The organism is Natrarchaeobius versutus, assembly GCF_041205745.1.
Lineage (GTDB): Archaea > Halobacteriota > Halobacteria > Halobacteriales > Natrialbaceae > Natrarchaeobius > Natrarchaeobius versutus.
Map to the genome: position 1 here is coordinate 369106 of NZ_JBGFCC010000003.1, position 17777 is coordinate 386882.

15 protein-coding genes are annotated in these 17777 nt (G+C 52.1%); 3 read left to right on the forward strand and 12 right to left on the reverse strand.

What is annotated here, in order from left to right; genetic code table 11:
• Window positions 1-186: 186 nt before the first annotated feature.
• The 8 genes from AB7C87_RS09720 to AB7C87_RS09755 all read right to left on the reverse strand — a co-directional run bounded on the left by AB7C87_RS09720 (window position 187) and on the right by AB7C87_RS09755 (window position 8316).
• The gene (locus AB7C87_RS09720; RefSeq protein ID WP_369729237.1) at window positions 187-897 is read right to left on the reverse strand and encodes a class I SAM-dependent methyltransferase; all 711 of its coding nucleotides are present in this window, start codon (window positions 895-897) and stop codon (window positions 187-189) included.
• 10 nt (window positions 898-907) lie between these two features.
• Window positions 908-1585, reverse strand: a complete 678-nt coding sequence (locus tag AB7C87_RS09725; protein WP_369729238.1) for a WbqC family protein — start codon at window positions 1583-1585, stop codon at window positions 908-910.
• Between the two features lie 27 nt (window positions 1586-1612).
• Window positions 1613-2659 (reverse strand): N-acetylneuraminate synthase family protein, encoded by a 1047-nt coding sequence (locus AB7C87_RS09730; RefSeq protein WP_369729239.1) that lies wholly within the window; start codon window positions 2657-2659, stop codon window positions 1613-1615.
• A gap of 143 nt (window positions 2660-2802) precedes the next feature.
• Window positions 2803-4026: an aminotransferase class III-fold pyridoxal phosphate-dependent enzyme gene (locus tag AB7C87_RS09735; protein WP_369729241.1), complete on the reverse strand. Its 1224-nt coding sequence runs from the start codon at window positions 4024-4026 to the stop codon at window positions 2803-2805.
• Window positions 4027-4188: 162 nt separating this feature from the next.
• Window positions 4189-4929, reverse strand: coding sequence for a cytidylyltransferase domain-containing protein (locus tag AB7C87_RS09740; protein WP_369729242.1), 741 nt, complete (start codon window positions 4927-4929; stop codon window positions 4189-4191).
• A 182-nt stretch (window positions 4930-5111) separates the two neighbouring features.
• Window positions 5112-6182, reverse strand: a complete 1071-nt coding sequence (locus AB7C87_RS09745) for a GNAT family N-acetyltransferase (protein ID WP_369729243.1) — start codon at window positions 6180-6182, stop codon at window positions 5112-5114.
• A gap of 12 nt (window positions 6183-6194) precedes the next feature.
• Entirely contained in the window at window positions 6195-6941 is a 747-nt protein-coding gene (locus AB7C87_RS09750) for a class I SAM-dependent methyltransferase (protein WP_369729244.1), read from the reverse strand.
• 361 nt (window positions 6942-7302) lie between these two features.
• A complete protein-coding gene (locus AB7C87_RS09755) occupies window positions 7303-8316 on the reverse strand; it encodes a Gfo/Idh/MocA family protein (RefSeq protein WP_369729245.1) in 1014 nt (337 codons plus the stop codon).
• 337 nt (window positions 8317-8653) lie between these two features.
• Here AB7C87_RS09755 and AB7C87_RS09760 point away from each other — a divergent pair, with 337 nt between their 5' ends.
• The 3 genes from AB7C87_RS09760 to AB7C87_RS09770 all read left to right on the forward strand — a co-directional run bounded on the left by AB7C87_RS09760 (window position 8654) and on the right by AB7C87_RS09770 (window position 12153).
• Complete coding sequence (locus AB7C87_RS09760) at window positions 8654-9973, forward strand: surface carbohydrate biosynthesis protein (RefSeq protein WP_369729246.1); 1320 nt, start codon at window positions 8654-8656, stop codon at window positions 9971-9973.
• Window positions 9974-10309: 336 nt separating this feature from the next.
• Entirely contained in the window at window positions 10310-10969 is a 660-nt protein-coding gene (locus AB7C87_RS09765; RefSeq protein WP_369729247.1) for an AAA family ATPase, read from the forward strand.
• A gap of 788 nt (window positions 10970-11757) precedes the next feature.
• Window positions 11758-12153, forward strand: coding sequence for a hypothetical protein (locus tag AB7C87_RS09770; protein ID WP_369729248.1), 396 nt, complete (start codon window positions 11758-11760; stop codon window positions 12151-12153).
• Window positions 12154-12231: 78 nt separating this feature from the next.
• Here the strand turns inward: AB7C87_RS09770 and AB7C87_RS09775 are convergent, their stop codons facing one another.
• The 4 genes from AB7C87_RS09775 to AB7C87_RS09790 form a co-directional block, all read right to left on the reverse strand.
• Window positions 12232-13260: a glycosyltransferase family 4 protein gene (locus AB7C87_RS09775; RefSeq protein WP_369729249.1), complete on the reverse strand. Its 1029-nt coding sequence runs from the start codon at window positions 13258-13260 to the stop codon at window positions 12232-12234.
• A gap of 258 nt (window positions 13261-13518) precedes the next feature.
• A complete protein-coding gene (locus AB7C87_RS09780) occupies window positions 13519-14817 on the reverse strand; it encodes a glycosyltransferase family 4 protein (RefSeq protein ID WP_369729250.1) in 1299 nt (432 codons plus the stop codon).
• A gap of 194 nt (window positions 14818-15011) precedes the next feature.
• The gene (locus tag AB7C87_RS09785) at window positions 15012-16259 is read right to left on the reverse strand and encodes a hypothetical protein (protein WP_369729251.1); all 1248 of its coding nucleotides are present in this window, start codon (window positions 16257-16259) and stop codon (window positions 15012-15014) included.
• A 100-nt stretch (window positions 16260-16359) separates the two neighbouring features.
• Window positions 16360-17493 (reverse strand): glycosyltransferase family 4 protein, encoded by a 1134-nt coding sequence (locus AB7C87_RS09790; RefSeq protein WP_369729252.1) that lies wholly within the window; start codon window positions 17491-17493, stop codon window positions 16360-16362.
• Window positions 17494-17777: the final 284 nt, after the last annotated feature.

Consider the following 17777-nt stretch of genomic DNA (forward strand, 5'->3'; position numbering starts at 1 on the left):
TTCGAACGACCAGCGGTCGTTCGTGATGACGAACATCTTCGATTTTCGGACCATGAGCGAGAACCGCGGGAAAGCGAGCGGGGAATCCAGTAACCTGTGAGCTCGGCGATCAGTGTGTACATCGTTGTAGTTGTTACTATAGTGTAGTCGCTCTTGCAAGCAGATCGAATACACACCTACCACCCCTTAACTGTCCCCAGACCCGATTTCCGCCACTCCGGATCGATCGGTCACACCGGAGTCTTCTGTCCCCGTCCGAAAGAGAAGGTGAAACTCCTTTTGCGGAATGGGTGGGAAATCGTGTTTGAGGACGACATCCCGGCCCAACTCCTGTGCATAGCCGAACGCTTTTTCAGGCGAGTGGTAGTGGACAGATTCTTCCCAGGGCCAGTCTCCCTCGCGGTAACGACTCAACGCGTTCACGAGAACGGCATCGCTCGAGGCACAACAGCTTCTGAGAACTCGCCTGAAGTACACTTCGTTGTCGACGATGTTCAGTTTGTGGTTTAACGCTCCGAAGACGACTGCAATATCGAACTGTCGGTCGTCGAAGGGACGTCGAGTGATGTTGCGACGTTCGAACTCGCAGTCTGGAAATCTTCCTCGTGCGACGTCGAGAACGCTCTCGCTTATGTCGACCCCGTAATACTCCGCGGGCTCGCACTCTGTGTCACACATGTGCTCGTAAAAGTCACCGAACCCACAGCCCACGTCGAGGACACGTTTCCCGGAAAAGTCGTACATGTCGAGTGCGGCGTCGAACCGAATCGCCATACTTTCCGCTGAATCCCAGTACAGCCCTTCTGGCGTCGTTCCCTTCTCCTCGATTCGCCTCTCATACATCTCTTCGATCTCTTCTTCGATGCGTTCGAGGTCGGAATCGGATAACATTGTCATGGGCGTAGCGTCACCTTGCGTACTGTGTCGGGTCGTCGGCTTCGAAGAGAACCTCGAGCGAACAGACGTTCCCGTCGCCCCAGTCGGGCGACCAGTCCTGGATTTCGATGTCGATCTCGCGGTCGACGAACGGCTCTTCGTCCAGATAATTTGTATACGCTCGTTCGCCACAGAGGTACTTGGTCCCGTCTGCCTCTGCGACCAGGTTTGCCAGGTACTCCGAGGGATCGCCGGGATGGGTTGGATCCATCTCACTCGAGCGCCGAACGTCAGTGTCGATATCGAACTGTCCTAACAACTCGAGTAAGGTCGGAATCGTGACGTCGACGAGTCGGACCTCTTCCTGGTCTGCGATTCGGTGGTAGTAGTCGGCGAACAGTTCGGCGTCGTTTCCGAACTTGTGTACGAGCGTCTGGTAGTGTTTCTCCTGCCACCGCTCGGTAGTATCCACTTTGGCGTTCAGTATCGCCGTACTGTCACCAGTGTGCTGAACTGGAATCGTGAGCCATCGTTTCGATCCGACCTGTATCTCGGCACGATGTTGTCTTGACCGACGAGAGAACTCGACGTCATCAAAGATGATAAATACGTCTGCGTCCCGGATTCGAGCGAGATAGTGCAGTTTAGGGAAATAACACGGCTGATATACGACGACTCGACTACTCATCGGTTGATGTGATGATGACATGATTTTCGAGGTGAATCGACAGTCGGCTCACTCGACGTCGTCCCATACGATACCCTCCCCTGGTTCGATATTCCGGCTCGCAGTCTTTCCGAGGAGGTCACCGTAGTATTCGGGCTTCAACCCCCTCTCGTTCTCACCGGGAGCGAGAATGGCGATGTTCTCCGCGGAGAGCCTGGTTCCACGTTCTATCCGGTCGTTCGCTTGCACGAAGCGGCGCGTTTTGTCGTGCAGTTCCTGTTCAGCATCGACGATCCGTTTCTGGCCATCGCCGAGGACTGCTTCTGTTTTTTCGATAGCGTCGACCATCCGCTGTAACTCGCCCGGTTCGAGCGCGAAGTCGTGGTCCGGCCCCTCGAGGGTACGGTCGACCGTCAGGTGTTTTTCGATCACGTCCGCGCCGAGAGCAACCGCAGCGGACGGCGCAACCGTCGGATTCAAGGTGTGGTCCGACAGCCCCGCTGGAACGTCGAACTCATCGCGATACCGTCGTACAACGCGTACGTTGATATCCTCTAGCGGGGTCGGATAAGCGGAGACGCACTGAAGCAGTGCGAACTGGTCGGCGCCGGCGCTTTTCAAGACGTCGACTGCGTCTTCGACTTCTTCGAACGTATGGGCACCTGTCGAGAGGAGTATTGGCTTCCCTTTGTCCACCAGATACTCGAGGAACGGATGGTGGGTTAACATGAACGACTCAACCTTGTACGCAGGGACGTACGGCTCGAGCTCGTCGGCCGCCCGGCTGTCGGCCGGCGTCGACATAAAGCAGATGTTCCGATTGCTGGCGTATTCGTGGAGTGTCGGAATCCACTCGTAGGGCATCTCCATCTCCGCGAGAATGTCGTGGAGGGATCGTTCGTCGTCGAGATACTCCGCGCCACCGCTGTTTTCCACATACACCTGGTCCGCATCGAACGTCTGGAACTTCACCGCATCTGCACCCGCATCCGCTGCGCTGTCGATGAGCGCCTTCGCCACCTCCAGATCACCGTTGTGATTCGACCCCGCTTCGGCGATAACGAAGGGCGGATGGCCCGGCCCGACCGGACGTCCACCGATCTCGATCGCACTCATGCTCACAGACTCACAACCTCTCGTGTAATAACTACGTCCCCCTTTCAACTGCTGGCGACAGTAATTCTCACAGTAATCCAACTCGCTTCTCGGTTCACAGATCACAACCACCGTGAGTCAACTGGCACCGTTCACCGTCGGACTCAGTTAAGCCGTTCAAATTTCGTGTGAGCAACCGGTCCGTCGAGAGAATCGTAGACAGATTCCGTCTTCAAGGCCTCCGCAATCAGGTCGAACACCTGGTCGACGGCCTCGAGATAGCGTTCGACAACGGGAGCGGTGTGTGCGTAGCTGGTGTACACCGAGTTTCCAGCCAGATATCCGTAATCGAGCATTTCCTGAGCGAACAACGTCTTAGCGGCCTGCGCGTCGTCGTGTTCGATTTCGAATGCCGTCAACGGTTTGATCCCTTTCGTTTCGATCGGTAGACCGTGGTCTTCAGCCAAATCTTCCCATCCCTGTGTGATCATGTTCCCGATCGTCACCAGATGATCGCCTACCCCTTCCCGAGAGAATTTCTCGATCGTTGTAAGCGCCGCGCTGGGACCGATACGCTCGGTCCAGAACGTGCTACTGATGAAGCTCTCCTGTGCTTCGTCCATGACGTGCTCTTTCCCAACGACTGCCGAAATCGGATACCCATTCCCGATCGCTTTCCCATAAACGGCGATATCGGGCTCCGCTCCGATTCGCTCGTGGTAGCCACCCGCACGAACGCGAAATCCAGCAGTGATCTCGTCTATGATGAGTGGTACGTCTGTACGCGCTGTGAGGGCCTGGATCCGATCAAAGAAGTCGTCTTCCGGCTGTTCGGAACGAATCGGTTCCATAATGACGGCCGCGAGGTCGTTCTGGCAAGCAATTCGTTCGAGTTCCTCGATATCGTTGTACCTGAAGGGTTTGCTCGTTCCTTCGAGACTGTTCGGAACTCCCGACGGATCGAGACCCGGTAGAAGGTGTTCCTCGAGGTTGGTTTCCGTATCGAGGTTCGCGGCGAGATACCAGTCGTGCCACCCGTGGTATCCACAGAATGCGACCGTTTCGTTGCCCGTATACGCCCGCGCAAGTCGTATCGCCATCGCTACGGCTTCGCCACCGGGTCGCCCCAACCGCACCATATCCGCCCAGTCGTGCATTGCTATCAGGCGTTCAGCCAATTCGACCTCTTCGGGAGGATTTAGTGTACTCATCACCCCGTGTTCGAGCGCGGTACTGGCTGCTTCGTCGACGTCAGCATCGCCGTAGCCGAGAATACACGATCCGACCCCCATGTGGCTCATATCCACGTATTCGTTGCCATCGAGGTCGGTAACTTTGACACCGTTGGCCGAACTGTAGTAGGCTGGCCATTGATCCGGTGCAAACATCTCGGCTCGTTTCGAAAGTAATTGTGTCCCACCCGGTATGAGAGATTTCGCTGTCTCGTACCGAGAGTGCGTCTTCGATCGCCCCTCGTGGGATTCGCCGGCGTCTTCAGTCACGGCCCCACCTACCCCAGGTTCGCTATTAAGTAGTGGCCGTGACAGGGGTTATCGGTCCTCGTTAATCGTTCTCAGTGCGGGTTCGCGCTCGAGTAACTCGAGGACCGATTGTTGATCGAACACCCAGTGTCCGCTCCGCGTCAGCCGAGCGTAAACTTCTCGAACGAAAGTCATATCCTCGGGGTGATCGACCGTCCAGCGAAGGACGGTATCGTCATCTGTGAAATCGTACTGGGATACATCGAGTACGTTTTCGACGTTCTCCGTCGGAATCTCGTCGGAATCTCTCATGTACGGCGTGACGTGTTCTCGCTCCGCCGGTTCGGTCGCCTCGTTCCACGTCGTCTCGAGCGTCGCAAAACCGAATACCTCGACATCGAGTCCGTCTGGATACGTATACTGTATGGTATTCGTCACGTACTCGGCGTCAGAACGGCTGTAGGCCCCGATCACCCGATCTATCACCGGTGGCGAAAGCAGTGGACAGTCTCCCGTTAGCCGAACGATCGAATCAGCACCACGCGAGGACGCTGTCTGATAGTACCGGTCGAGAACATCCGTTTCACTCCCACGATAGCACTCGATTCCGGTAGATTTACAAAATGAGGCAATGGCGTCGTCCGCCGACTCTGTCGACGTCGCAATTACCACGTCATCCACCAGCGATGCGTGTTTTGTACGCTCGTAAACGTGAGATAACATTGGTTCGTTGCCGATATTCATCAACACTTTCTCAGGGAGTCTAGTCGATCCCATTCGTGCCTGAATAATCGCGACTGTGTTGCTCATATCGCGGTCATCATCTACTCGGTAATAAAATTGGGACGGCTGTAGTACCCTCCAAGGCGTCGACTGGCCGATGAAACGGTACTAGTGGATCGAGTATAGTAACAGCTGCAACGATTCACACACTGATCGGGGATCAGTCTGGCGATCTCGCGTGCGATGGCGAGCAGTGGTTAGAATGATCGCTATGGGGGAAACGACTGTGAGGCGAACTGCTCGACCTTTTCGGACCCATCCTCAGAGGCGCGATCAGAATCGTAGTAGCGTACGCCGCGAAAGAGGGGGACGTCGAATCCACCAAACCCTCGTTTGAAATAGCTGATATCCCGTTGTTTCTGTGACGGCTGTACTAGTACCTGTCCTCTCGGCCACTGTATTCCGGATTCGTAGTACTCGTAGTCGTGTTCTTTTAGCCATTTTATCACATGCCAGTGGATTACGTGACCGACGGGGAGGTCAACAGCCGGATCGTTTGCACCAGAGGAGTAGGTGGCTCCGTTTCCAAACACGTTGAAATACGCGGTTCCAGCGACGGTATCATCGTACTCTGCGCGTACGAGAATTCCGTATCCATCTTTCACCCAATCATACATTATCTGAAACGTCCGCTCACTTCTCGTCCGTCTCCCCGCCGCTTTGTAGTGTAGATACTCGTACGTCGCAAAATCTCTACGCGTGATAGAATTCTGATCGAAGACCGTGACAGTGAGGTCAGATTCGGCGTCGCTTACGTTTCGACGGTGGCCTTTCCGCATCTCGTCCCACAGTCTTTGGCGCGGTTTCCCGAGATCAATGATGCGAGTGTTTACCGACGTATCCGTATATCCGAACCGTTGTAGATAATTGTGAGTCCGAGTCGACTCCCGCTCGCTCGGAGAGAGGGGACTAAACATCATTCGCGTTCGCGACACGTCGTGTTCGTCCGCGAGAGTGTCGATCCGTTCGAATATCTTCTTTTGAAGGGTTTTTCGGATACCCCGGTCCGATTCGTTCACAATCGCCGGTCGAACGGCATAGCTCTGTCCGAGCGAAAGCTCGCGTCCTGTCGGGGTCTCGGTAAGAGACAACGGGCAGATGGCTTGGATTTCTTTTGCACTCGTAATTAGAAACGAAACCTCGTCTACGACCGTTTCCGGCGAATGTGCGAGATAGTAGTCGATACAGTCTCGAGTGTGCAAGAACCAGGCTTCGTCACACTCGACACAGAACTCGTTCCAGTCCGATTCCCACTCCGGAGTGTATGCACGAACGTTCATGTTTGATCGAGATCAGGACGGGGTAATGTCGAATTCAGTATCTGCGGGTGGATACCGTTCGACGACGATATCTTCTCGTGTGTGCCCGAACGGGAGGTCGGACGGTTGCGATCGAAGAAACGAATTACAATCTTCCTTTCGTGTCGCCTCGAGAAGCGAAAGGAGAACATCGTCGTCAAACGTTGTCCCTTCCACGCCGTCAAACTGATCGAGTGACTCTCCCGAGTCGGCCATCACTTTATCCCACTCCTCCGAGAATCGCTGGCCGAATTCAGCGTCCAGAAATCGTGATTTTCTGTCCGTATTGGGAAGGTCGCCGATGAGCATACGGCCTCCCGGAGCTAACAGCTTACGTGCCTTCTCGACGAACTCGAAGACCTGTGAACGTGACTCCAGCTCCTGTAAAACGGAGTATATGAGTATGCTATCGAACTCCCGTTCGAAGGATCGCTCGAGAAAATCTCCTCCTATCGTTGTAATTTCGTTCCGTTCGGGAGCCCGTTTTTCTAATCGCGTCACTACCGCTGGATGATCGACCGCAACGACTTCAGCCGTCACAAACGAAAGTGGGATAGTAATATTCCCAGGACCACAGCCGACATCGAGACAGCGATCGGTAGCTTCGATTTGTAATTTTCGGGATACGTCGGAGAGTATCCGTCGCTCGGCGACGTTTTGTATCCCGTACCGGCCAGCGATCTTTGTGTCGTCCGTGAGGTTCTCGGCCATCTCGCCGTGGGTTTCGAAGTAGTCTGTCACGTGGCGGGGGTCAACACGGCCCGCTAAATACTTATCCTGGTACTGTTGGCGTATTGTATAGACTAATGAACGTATCCACGATCAATTTCGAGACCGTATTCTTGGCGCCGTCGGTAAACGCGTCACGGATGGTCGGGTGGGAACACTTTACAACCACCCAACAGCTTTCTCAGCCAAGAGCATAGCGGTATTCTCGACAGAGGAAGAATACACCATCGTCACAACCTTCACCAATTTACCGCTGATCGCACAGCTCAGGGTCGGCCCTTTCCGCTGGACTGTCCGTGTTCGAGTGACGCGAGAACCGCGTTCAGTCCGGCGAGCAGATGTGTAATGACCTGCAATGGCTCCTCTCGTTCACTTAGGAAATCTCGTCGGTCGACACGTGGCGTCCAGTTTGTGCGGAGTGACGGGCGGCTAACGCAACAGCGAGGTCACGACGCCCGGATGAAACTGGACAGACGGTTTCTACTCCAGATTCTACGCACGTAACAAAGTGTTTCAGTTCCTTCACATACATGTCGTTTACTTTCCAGCCGTCTGGTCTCGAATACGAACGCCACTCTTCATCAGACACCTGATACCACTGGACTGATTCGTCGCTCCACGACCAGCGAATTGTCCCCTGTTCACCAATGATATGGCACGAACGACTGTACGGTCGTTGAACGTAATCAAAATGAAACTGACAGGTAATGTCGCTGTTTGTAATCGCTTGAATACTCGCGACGTCGTCGGTTTCGATGTCCAAGTGGGTGCGTTGGCCAGCGATCGCGGAGACCGTATCAAATTCACCGAAAAACCACCGAGCGTAATTAATCTCGTGAATGTAATCGAGTATGACACCACCTCCGAGATCTTCACGTGCGCTATACGACTCGCGATAATCTCGTTTCGGGACCCATTGTGGAAGATAACTCCCGCCCTCAATTCGAGCGGCTACGACATTCCCGATGGCATCTGCCTCGAGGAGTTCTTTCACCTTCTTTAATTCGGGGTGGAACCGAAAATTGCATCCGACCAGAGAAACAAGATTTCGTTCGGAGATAAGCGCTTCGAGCTCCGAGACACCGTTCATTTTGTGCGAAACTGGCTTTTCGATGAAGAGGTGACAGCCCGCTTCGGCGGCTTCCATCGCGACACTCACGTGTGAACTGTTCGGCGTTGCAACGAGACAAAAGTCGGGTGACTGTTCGGAGTGGACTCTCGCGTACGAGCTGTACGTTTGAACGTCGAACGTCGAAGAGACGTCATCTAACACGCGAGGATCTCGATCGAGAACGGCCACTTCGACACCGATCTGCTGGAGGTTTCGAATATGTCGACGACCGATCGATCCACCACCAACGACGAGACCCGACACAGAGACACTCATAGCGTTCTCTACCCAAGTCAAAACGGAGAATATTAAAAATGGGGGTCGTAAAATCAGCGGCGTACGTCGGTCACTCGCTATCGTTCGGTTGAACTCGAGCGTGTTACCACCCTATTTAGCGTCACCTACTGTTGACACCGAGAATTCCGGTTTCCGTTCAATATCGCGGTGCTCACGATCACGATTATTCGCCGGCTACAACCGATCGCCTCGAGAGATAAGCTTTTTAAAATTGTTTGTTCTGTCGCAGTCAACGATTCAAATATTATGGAATTTGGTCAAACACTGTGTCTTTACGCCAATCTCTATACCGACAAGCGTATTATCACAATCGCTAATGGCGACTCTCTCACTACCGATTGAAACGAAATCACGAGAATTCGATGGGAAACTATGGTTGGCAATCAATCTTGCCCAGGAGGGTCACGAAGTCGCGTTTGGCGACAAAGCACATATTCGACCTCATTTGACCAAGAGCCTCAATCCCGACGTACATATCGTCAATAACCATTTTTGGTCATCCAAAAAGCTAGAAATTATGCGCTCACTTTCCGAAGCGAACGCGACCATAGTTGGACTCGATACCGAAGGTGGCGTCTTTCCATCGGAGGAAAGCTTTCTATCGAGGGTCTCTAGCGAGTCATTACAACACACCGATCTGATTTTTGCGTGGGGTGAGCTCCCAGCGGAGCTTATCCGTACTGAAAGGTCGTATCCTCGCGAACAGATACACGTAACGGGTAACCCACGATTCGATCTTTTACACTCTGACCTCCGTGGAATCTACGAAACCCCAGCAGATGAGATTAGCGACGAGCACGGACAATTCGTACTGATTAATACTAACTTCCCCAGTGTGAATTACTACGACGACTCGCTATCCGTACAGGCAGACGAAAATTTCGAATACCAGAGACGATTACTGGACGAATTGCTCGAGTCAATACGGTCATTGTCTACGGAACTTTCAGAACACTCGATTATTATACGCCCACATCCGTCCGAAGATTACGATTTTTATCGGACAGAATTCAAGAATGATCGTTCTATTACAATAGAACATTCTGGAGACGTACGTGGATGGATCTACGCATCCGATTGCGTTATTCACAACAGTTGTACGACTGGTATCGAAAGTACAATGTTGAATGTACCAACAGTGTCATTTGAGCCGAACATCGAAGGGACAGCAGCGAACCGGCCACAGCTTCCAAATGATGTAAGTACTACCGTCACGACCGAAGACGAATTAATCGATCAGGTGAAAACGTACGTCTCTCGATCGACACGCTACGAACTGTCAAAGACGAAGGAGGCAAAACTACGGCAGTACTTCGCCAACGTAAACGAGCAGGCGGCACCGAAAATCGCCTCAGCAGTGAACCAAATCGATGGTGTTGTGGGTGAAACATCGTTTCCAAAGCCCGGTTACTGGCGACGCGTTAAGCAAACAGTGAAAGAACAGCCGATTGCACCCTACATTCAGGAAATCAGGGGTGTTGAACGGTCAGGATACCGCAAGCAAAAATTTCCGGGGTTGTCGATCCACGAGGTTCGATCCCGACTGAGGGATATCGAACAGCAGGTCGGTATAGCTGATCTCGAAGTTAGACGCGTTAATTACACTGATGACGTGTACTGGATTGCAAAACAATGACTCGTCTCGCCTTGGCCAAGTAATCCGATAAATCACCAGGCTTGTCGTCTTGGGAAGAACGTCTTTTAGAAAATGTCGTCCACCATAGAAGGTCAGAAATTCCACTCCCTTGAATGTCGAGGTCGAACACCATGCTATCGAAGTCATTGCACACCCCCCAATGATAGTCGGCCCAACGACCGGTCCGTTCGTCTGATCCCCGGGCGCCATCTGTCAGTGGCGTGTGCGAACCTGTCAGTTTTCCTGGGGCTGTGCGTTAGCCAACTCGTTCGATCGATTATTCTCTGTCGAACGGACGAAGGATTACGTCGCTATACCACGGTACCATAACAAGCCATGCAAACGATCGAGATGATCGGGCCGCCTGGAGCAGGCAAAACAACTATTTCTCAAGAGTTATCAAACAAAGAGGATTTATATTTCTCCCGAACGAAAGCATTTGCTTCTTCGTTGCCTGCCGGATTTATAGTAAAACACGCACCGCCACTTTGGCCAGCAGTCCGGACGCTTTTTTCCCACGTTCGTCCCCGGTACGAGCGGGAATTCATCTCACGATATCCCGGGGTACTCGAAACGATCGCACCGATCATTCGAACCAGTGACGACGCCGAGAATGTGTTGGACTTGATATTCCGTGAAGCTGCTTGGTTTGCATTCTTCTCGGATCATCTGGCTGACAACGAAACGTACGTTATCGACGACGGACTGTACCAATTTCATCTTCGACTGATGTCGATAGACGGCTGGAACGCTACTCGGATACTGGACCGACTACACAAACCGAACAAATTCATCTTTGTTGATGCTCCTGCTGAGACGTGTTTCCATCGCCAAAATTCTCGCCCGAGGGGCCGTGCCTCCAAGCTCGTCGGACTGACCGAATCAGAGGCAATTCGTGAGATCAACGAGATGCGTTCAGGCTCTGAGAAGATTGTCACCGAAGCAAAAGCACGCGACATCGAAGTCGACGTAATAAAAACCAACTCGAATTCGTGAACATATTAATTTTTCAACGGTTAATGAAACGGCCGAGCGAAATACTATTGTTGAAACTGAAAGTCATTTACCCCAACTGGTGTGTACATCGTCTCAGTAGCGACTATATTTCACCAAGCGGTAGGGTTTGCCCCATCTTTTTGTCGGAAAGTATAGGGACAGTCCCTCCTCGTTAGCCGCGGGTACCTTCTCAAGATCAGGTTCTATAGTAACAACTGAAACGATGTACACACCGATCGCCGATCCGTCTGGCGATCGGGGTGGGAAATGACGTGCAGTGGCTACTATCGGTCGTGAAACCGAACTTATCAAATGAAATGATTTTACGGAGAGTGTGAGGCTCACTACTCTTATGAATATGACTTACATAGCCGTCCATAGCGTTAGTTAATAAATGTCGATTCGATCGTCATTACAGAAATTTTCGAGGCGCTGGTGCGAAGAAGGGCCTATTTCAGCCGTTCGAAGCTGTCTGTGGTATATTCTAAGCCAGCCAGGAAAATTCAAATTTAGATATATAAAAAGACAACCATTATATCTTACTGCCGTTAAAATCCGCATTCGCCTGCTTCAACGGTTATCCTCCGATGTAGTTACTGACGCTGACCCTTTCAAAGTGATATGTTGATCCGAGTAATATCCAATACCAATCGAATGCATATTACGGCCATAAATGGGGGGAAGTAATAGACGAATCGTGGAGTACTAAACCGATAACGGACAAAGAGCGCTATCAGTCATTTGAACAACGATTTGTACACGGTGTTTCAAGCGATGAACTGCCAGATTTGAGCAGTTCCAAGGAAAGACTTTTCGAGAAAATCATGAATGAAGGATATAAAGAGGGCGAGTGTAAATCGGTCTCCAGATACATTCCGTTCTACTATTCCGATTTGATGATCGGCGTCAATATCGATGCTGATGGTGAGATTCACTGGGCCGGATGGGGAAGGAACCGACTTTGTATCGCAAAAATACTCAATTTGAACGAGATTCCGGTTCAAGTTCATGTACGTCACAGGGAGTGGCAAATGGTCCGTGACGAAATACGCAACGTTGAGTCCGTCAATGAATTAACTGACGAATCCAGAAGGCATCTAACACATCCTGATTTACTCGACATTATTGACGAAGGAGATCCTCAAAAACCGGAACACAAAACGTCATACGATCACCTTGCGTGATCGCTCATTTCGACTTCTATACGTATATTGATTATTTGTGTCGGCAGTCCGGCTATACTCTCTGTTCGAACTACCAACTCATTTGCACTCATAAATTGCAGACACTATTCGTTCAGCTCGTTTCTTCCACGTGTACCGCTTACTTTCTTGACGTGCTTTCGTACCGAGATTGGTTGCGAGAGCGTTCGACTCGAGAACTCGCTCGATCTGATTTCGCAACGATTCTGCGTTTCCTTTCTCGAACAAAAGCGCGTTTTCCCCATCGACCAGTACCTCTTTGAGGACCTCACGGTCACTCGCAATTATCGGTCGACCAGCGGCCATGTATTCGAATAGTTTGAGCGGAGATACCCACGGTCTCGAAGATTCCGTATACGGAGCAACCAGGACGTCGGCCGCAATCTGGTAGACGGGAATGTCGGCAGGGTCAACGAATCCGGTGAACACTACGTTTTCAGAATAGTTTGTACTTCGTTTTACTCGGTTAATGTCGTCCTCGTATCCGCCAACCACGTATACGGTTGCATCGATCTCCTTTGCGGATTCGATCAAAACTTCGACGCCCTTTCCGGGATACAGATGACCGGTGTACGCGACGATTCGCTCGTTTTCCGGTATAGTGAGTTCCGACCGGGCTTCCGCACGCGTCCGAGAACGATACGGTCTCAAATCTACGCCGTCGGGAGCGACGAGTACGCTCGATCTATCGATCGGATACTGGTCGAGTACGTAGCGTTTTAGTTTGTCTGTGATACAGACGAGTTTATCGACAGCCTGGAAAAATCGTGGTTTCAAATGCGCCGAAATCGGTGTATGCATCTCGAAGACCAGCTTCGGTCGGCGATTGGCCGGCACGGCCTTTCGTATTTCGTTGAAAAGAAACATCCCATAATAGTTTCGTCCGTAAATAATGTCTGAGCTGTCTATTTGTCCAGTAAGTACCCGCGTGACGAGCCACGAACACATGGTACCTGCCATTGAAAGAAGGCCAATCTGGGGGACGGTTTGGAATCGGGACTGAAGCGTTGGGACCGTCTGCACTTCGAACTTCGTTTCTAGGCCATAGAACTCAGCGATGGATTCCCAATCGGTTTGTCCCTGACGCATACCACTACTCGGGTGTAACAAGCACACATCGAGATCGTTGTACTCGAACGACTCACACATCCGAACTTGCTGAATAGCGTGGGCCTTCTTGCTCGGAAAGTCGGCGGTTGAAACATAATATAGCATACTCAGAGGGGGGCCGAATTTAGAGAGGGGGCTGGAAAATCTAATAACAACCGCAACGGTTTGCACACTGATCGCAAAGCGGTCGTACGATCGGGTGTGCGTTGACTTGCGGTGGCTACTATAACATCACACCTACTCAGTGACTGTGTCGTAAAGGACATTCAGTTGACTTATCACTCGAGATAGTTCAAACTGCTCGGCCTGCTCACCGGCCGCAACAGACATTTCAGGTAGTTCGTTCGATTCGACAATGTTCACGATCGTGTCGCAGAAACTCTCAGCAGTGCCGTCTGCCAGCCGGCCCGCCTCTCCAACGATTTCTTCGATACAACCGTAATCAGTCGTCACGATCGGTGTTTCGGTTGCCAAAGCTTCTAAGTATACACGTGCTAACGGTTCTTCCCAAACACTGGGGTGGATAAGACAGTCGTGAGACGCATATACCTCCGGCAGTTCAGCGTTTGAAATGAACCCCGCGAACTGTACGGCGTCTTCGACGTCGTAGTTTTCGACCTGTTCGTGCATTCGACGTTCCAATTCACCAGTTCCAACGACGGTAAGTTCGAACTCCCACTCAGTTTTATTCAACCTCTCCATAATCGGGACAAGTGTCTGTACGCCCTTGTGGCGGGATAACGATCCGACGTACAGTAATTTGTACGGCTCTGAGAAAGTACTTCGATGAGTGAGCGAGAAGTCTTCGTCGATGGGATGTGGAATAGTCGCTATTTTCTCGGAATCGTATCCAAACTGGACGTAATTGTTCCGAACATGAGTGGACGGAGCTCGAAATCCGTCGATGAATTCGAGACGACTCTCACCGCTGTTAATCAAACGAAGTGATAGTAACTGGCTCGCTGTTTCGTACAAGTACCCGTGTTCGTTACTGTGAAACCCCGTACTGGCGATACAGTTGAAACATTTAAATATGGATTTGCTCTGACACTGTTTGTCGTCCTGATAACGGAGGTCGTTCTTTGCGCAGATGCCTCCGTAGGCGTTTAGCGTTACTACGGTTCCTACGTCTGACTGTTTCCCAACTTCCCCGATGGACGGGATCAAACGCATCAAGTAGCTATGAACTAGATCAAACTCAGTCAGCTCATCGACCCTGGATTCGACTTCACGATTCTGTCGAGTGGGTGTATGTGGGTGATTGCTGTATCCGTCAAGATGACGCAACGAAATCCCGTCCCTTTCTGTCCGTTCTGGTGGAGGACGAGTGCAGTATACACAAACCTCGTGACCCACATCAGCCAGTCCGTTCACGATCTGCGTTGCAGAATGAGCGGCTCCCGTTCCCTCTGATGTGGGATATCGCGGATGAATAAAGGCGATACGCATAGTAACGGAGCTACTCGAGCTATTGAGGAATAGATTGCGTCGATATTCAACGATTGGTCCGAAAAAAGAAGAGTAAATACAGGTCATCGCTCAACACAGCGGAATTCTGTTTGTAGTTTCTAATCAGGTGTTCAAATGTCTGAACAGTCGCCGTCTCCTTTCGTAGAATGGCCAGGACTGTGCCCAAACATACTTACCGACGATTACAGTAGGGTCTCCAGATGCGAGACCGATCTCTCATCTTGGTTCAGTTGCTCGTGTTTCTTGCTGTGATCGGCAGTTCAGTCTGGGTGCTTGGTTCCGATTTCGAGGCGAGTTTGCAGTTCATGAGCCTCGTTATTTTGTTCGTTTTCGTCGTCGTGATCACGTGGCCGCTTACGAAACCACTCGAGGAGTAAGCATTCCCACCGGTAGAGAACTGGTGTGGCGAAGACGACGAGGAGGAAATCGAACAGAACGCGATGTCTGACAGTAGCTCCGAAATTTCCACTGAACAGTCCATAGCCCACGATTCCTCCCAGGTATACCGTTATCAACATCGTCAAAGCGGCCGCGTTCGTCTGTTTGCGCCGAAGCGAACGAAAGGCGCTAACGAGTAATACGATCACAGCGACCAGATAGATTCCGGCCGCGAGGTGGAACAGTGATTCGATCTGTAACGGAAACGGTGAAAACTGAAAATAGATAGACGTAGTCGGAATCGAAAACACGACGTCGAGCCACGAGTCGTACCTCAGTTCCTCGAGATAGGCGGCACCGCCGCCTACGCGGCGCTGGCGTTGGTCATTCAAGGTTTCGAGTGGAAAGTATCGACCGAATAGAACGAGTCCGAGGAGACCGGCAGCGGCGAGGATAGCACCGATAGTCGACATGGAAACGTCGCGATCGATCCGTACCGAGATTGCTCGTACGCTGGCACCGACCATTGCTCCGAGGACGAGCAGCAACGCAACTTCGATACGGAGCAAGTAGAGCATACAAACCAGCGGGACGGACAGCGACGCCGACCAAATTGATCGATCGAGGACCGTACGAACGAGGAGTGCAATCGAAACGAACGTCACCAGCAGTACGAACGCATCCCGAATCGGGACCGAAGTGGAGAGGGCTGGCAGCGGAAGAAACAGAATCAAAACTGTAAGACCATTTGCAGATCCCGGCGAGAGATAGAGGCGTCGAGCAATATAGGCTGCCGGAATTGGAATGAGCACTGCAAACAAACTGTTGAAGACAGCGAGTACTCGGACAGAGGGTTCGAACACCGCGTACAGAAACGCCTGAAATGTTGCGAACGCGATGACCTTTTCGGAAGCGTCTGGAGTAGTCCCTTCGAGGAGTTCCAGAGCCGTCGTATGGAAGTAAGCGATGTCCCAGGCGTACGGCAGGGCCGGGACGACGATTAGACCGATACAGAGGTGGGCAACGAAAGCGATCGGTGCGAGCCGTCGGTAGAATGGATCCTCGTAGCCGAACAAAACGATCGCCAAAAGTAACCCCGCTGTGAGTATCGCGGTCGCGAGAACGATCATTCTTTGTTCACCTTTCTTGGGGCCCGAGTGGGTCCGTGGTCATCGTCACCGGTTTTTGGGCTGGGCAGAGGCACAGGTGCGCCGAACGAGGCTCGAACGCTCATCTCGAGGGGCGATGAATCGCTTGTTCGAATTCTTCGACGAGCACACGTTGAGAGTAGTGTTGTTCAACGTACTCCCGTCCGTGGTCGCCAAAGCGCTGACGTTTCGATGGATTGGCGGCTAGTTCTCGGATGGAACGACAAAACCCCTCGATGTCGTCCGGGTCGTGAACGTATCCACACTTCCCGTTTCTCACGTTGTGCCGGATTCCACCGACTGCGCTTCCGACGATCGGTAATCCTGCCGCCATCGCTTCGACGACGGTGATACAGAGCCCTTCGAATCGTGATGGTTGTACGTATATGTCAACAGAATTCAGAAACGTCGGTAGCTCTCTTACGCTACCGAGTAACTCGATGTTCTCGACTCCAATCGTTTCGATCCAACACGCTATCGTTTCTTTCTCCGGTCCGTCGCCCACGATTCGAAATATGACGTCTTCATCCTCGAGTTCGACGGCCATTGAAACGAGATTTCGGAAGTTTTTTTGACCGGAGATGACACCAACGCTTCCAACGGTTATCGGACCGGTATTGTCGTGTTCGCGGGGTTCGAACTCACTCAACGGTATCCCGGCGATCGGGACGCTCTCGACGACGTCGTCGGCCAGTCCGAGTTCGCCACAGAGTATTTTGGCGACAGGTTCTGAATCAGCGAGTACAACGTCGCTCAACGGAGATGTCGTTTTGAACAGCATCTCCCTGAACAGCGTTTTGAAGCGCTCGTTGTGATGCCAGGTCGCGACGGTGGCGTCTCGATTGACGACGCCAGCGACACGAGTGAGAATGGAAGCGTGATAGAGCGAACCGACAATGACGTCTGCGCTGGCTACTGCCGACACGAGTCTCGAGACGTCTCGAGGGGTCCTGACCCGTTTGCAATCGAGTATCGATTCAACCGTTGGAAGCCGTTGTTCGACGAACGTTTTGTCGTAGCCGTCGATCGTTACGACGGTCACGTCGTACCGCTCGTCGTCTAGTCCGTTTAACAATCGAGCCATTCCAACCTGTGCACCACCCATCCGAAGATCGTTGATGACGTACAGCAGGTTACACGCGTTCATCACTCGAAAGCCTCTGAAGTACTCGTTCGTCGCCCCAATAACACGGGGTGCATTCGATTCGGCTGGCATCAAAATCCGTCTCGGTGCTGTTCAATGGCGTTCGACCGAGTGTGTCGCCGGGTTTCAGCCAGAAGAGTTCGTCTCGGGGTGTCAGCATGACACCGGTGATGGTCGACACGCTTCGAGCGGCGTTCCGCTTCGATTCGAGTCGATCGTACGTTCGAACGGTCCGATACCGATCAACAGACGAGGTGTCTTTCTCGATAGTACAGGGCAGGCTTGCATGTGACGACCCCCATTTCGGGCTTCGTTATATATTTACACCCTGCCAGTGCTGAAGGATCGACTCTACG

What these genes read in the sequence shown, in the direction of transcription:
- AB7C87_RS09760 (WP_369729246.1), top strand. Translation starts at nt 8,654, where the DNA reads ATGGCGACTCTCTCACTACCGATTGAAACGAAATCACGAGAATTCGAT.
- AB7C87_RS09730 (WP_369729239.1), bottom strand. Translation starts at nt 2,659, where the DNA reads ATGAGTGCGATCGAGATCGGTGGACGTCCGGTCGGGCCGGGCCATCCG.
- AB7C87_RS09765 (WP_369729247.1), top strand. Translation starts at nt 10,310, where the DNA reads ATGCAAACGATCGAGATGATCGGGCCGCCTGGAGCAGGCAAAACAACT.
- AB7C87_RS09790 (WP_369729252.1), bottom strand. Translation starts at nt 17,493, where the DNA reads ATGCCAGCCGAATCGAATGCACCCCGTGTTATTGGGGCGACGAACGAG.
- AB7C87_RS09745 (WP_369729243.1), bottom strand. Translation starts at nt 6,182, where the DNA reads ATGAACGTTCGTGCATACACTCCGGAGTGGGAATCGGACTGGAACGAG.
- AB7C87_RS09740 (WP_369729242.1), bottom strand. Translation starts at nt 4,929, where the DNA reads ATGAGCAACACAGTCGCGATTATTCAGGCACGAATGGGATCGACTAGA.
- AB7C87_RS09755 (WP_369729245.1), bottom strand. Translation starts at nt 8,316, where the DNA reads ATGAGTGTCTCTGTGTCGGGTCTCGTCGTTGGTGGTGGATCGATCGGT.
- AB7C87_RS09780 (WP_369729250.1), bottom strand. Translation starts at nt 14,817, where the DNA reads ATGACCTGTATTTACTCTTCTTTTTTCGGACCAATCGTTGAATATCGA.
- AB7C87_RS09735 (WP_369729241.1), bottom strand. Translation starts at nt 4,026, where the DNA reads ATGTTTGCACCGGATCAATGGCCAGCCTACTACAGTTCGGCCAACGGT.
- AB7C87_RS09720 (WP_369729237.1), bottom strand. Translation starts at nt 897, where the DNA reads ATGACAATGTTATCCGATTCCGACCTCGAACGCATCGAAGAAGAGATC.
- AB7C87_RS09725 (WP_369729238.1), bottom strand. Translation starts at nt 1,585, where the DNA reads ATGTCATCATCACATCAACCGATGAGTAGTCGAGTCGTCGTATATCAG.
- AB7C87_RS09785 (WP_369729251.1), bottom strand. Translation starts at nt 16,259, where the DNA reads ATGATCGTTCTCGCGACCGCGATACTCACAGCGGGGTTACTTTTGGCG.
- AB7C87_RS09775 (WP_369729249.1), bottom strand. Translation starts at nt 13,260, where the DNA reads ATGCGTCAGGGACAAACCGATTGGGAATCCATCGCTGAGTTCTATGGC.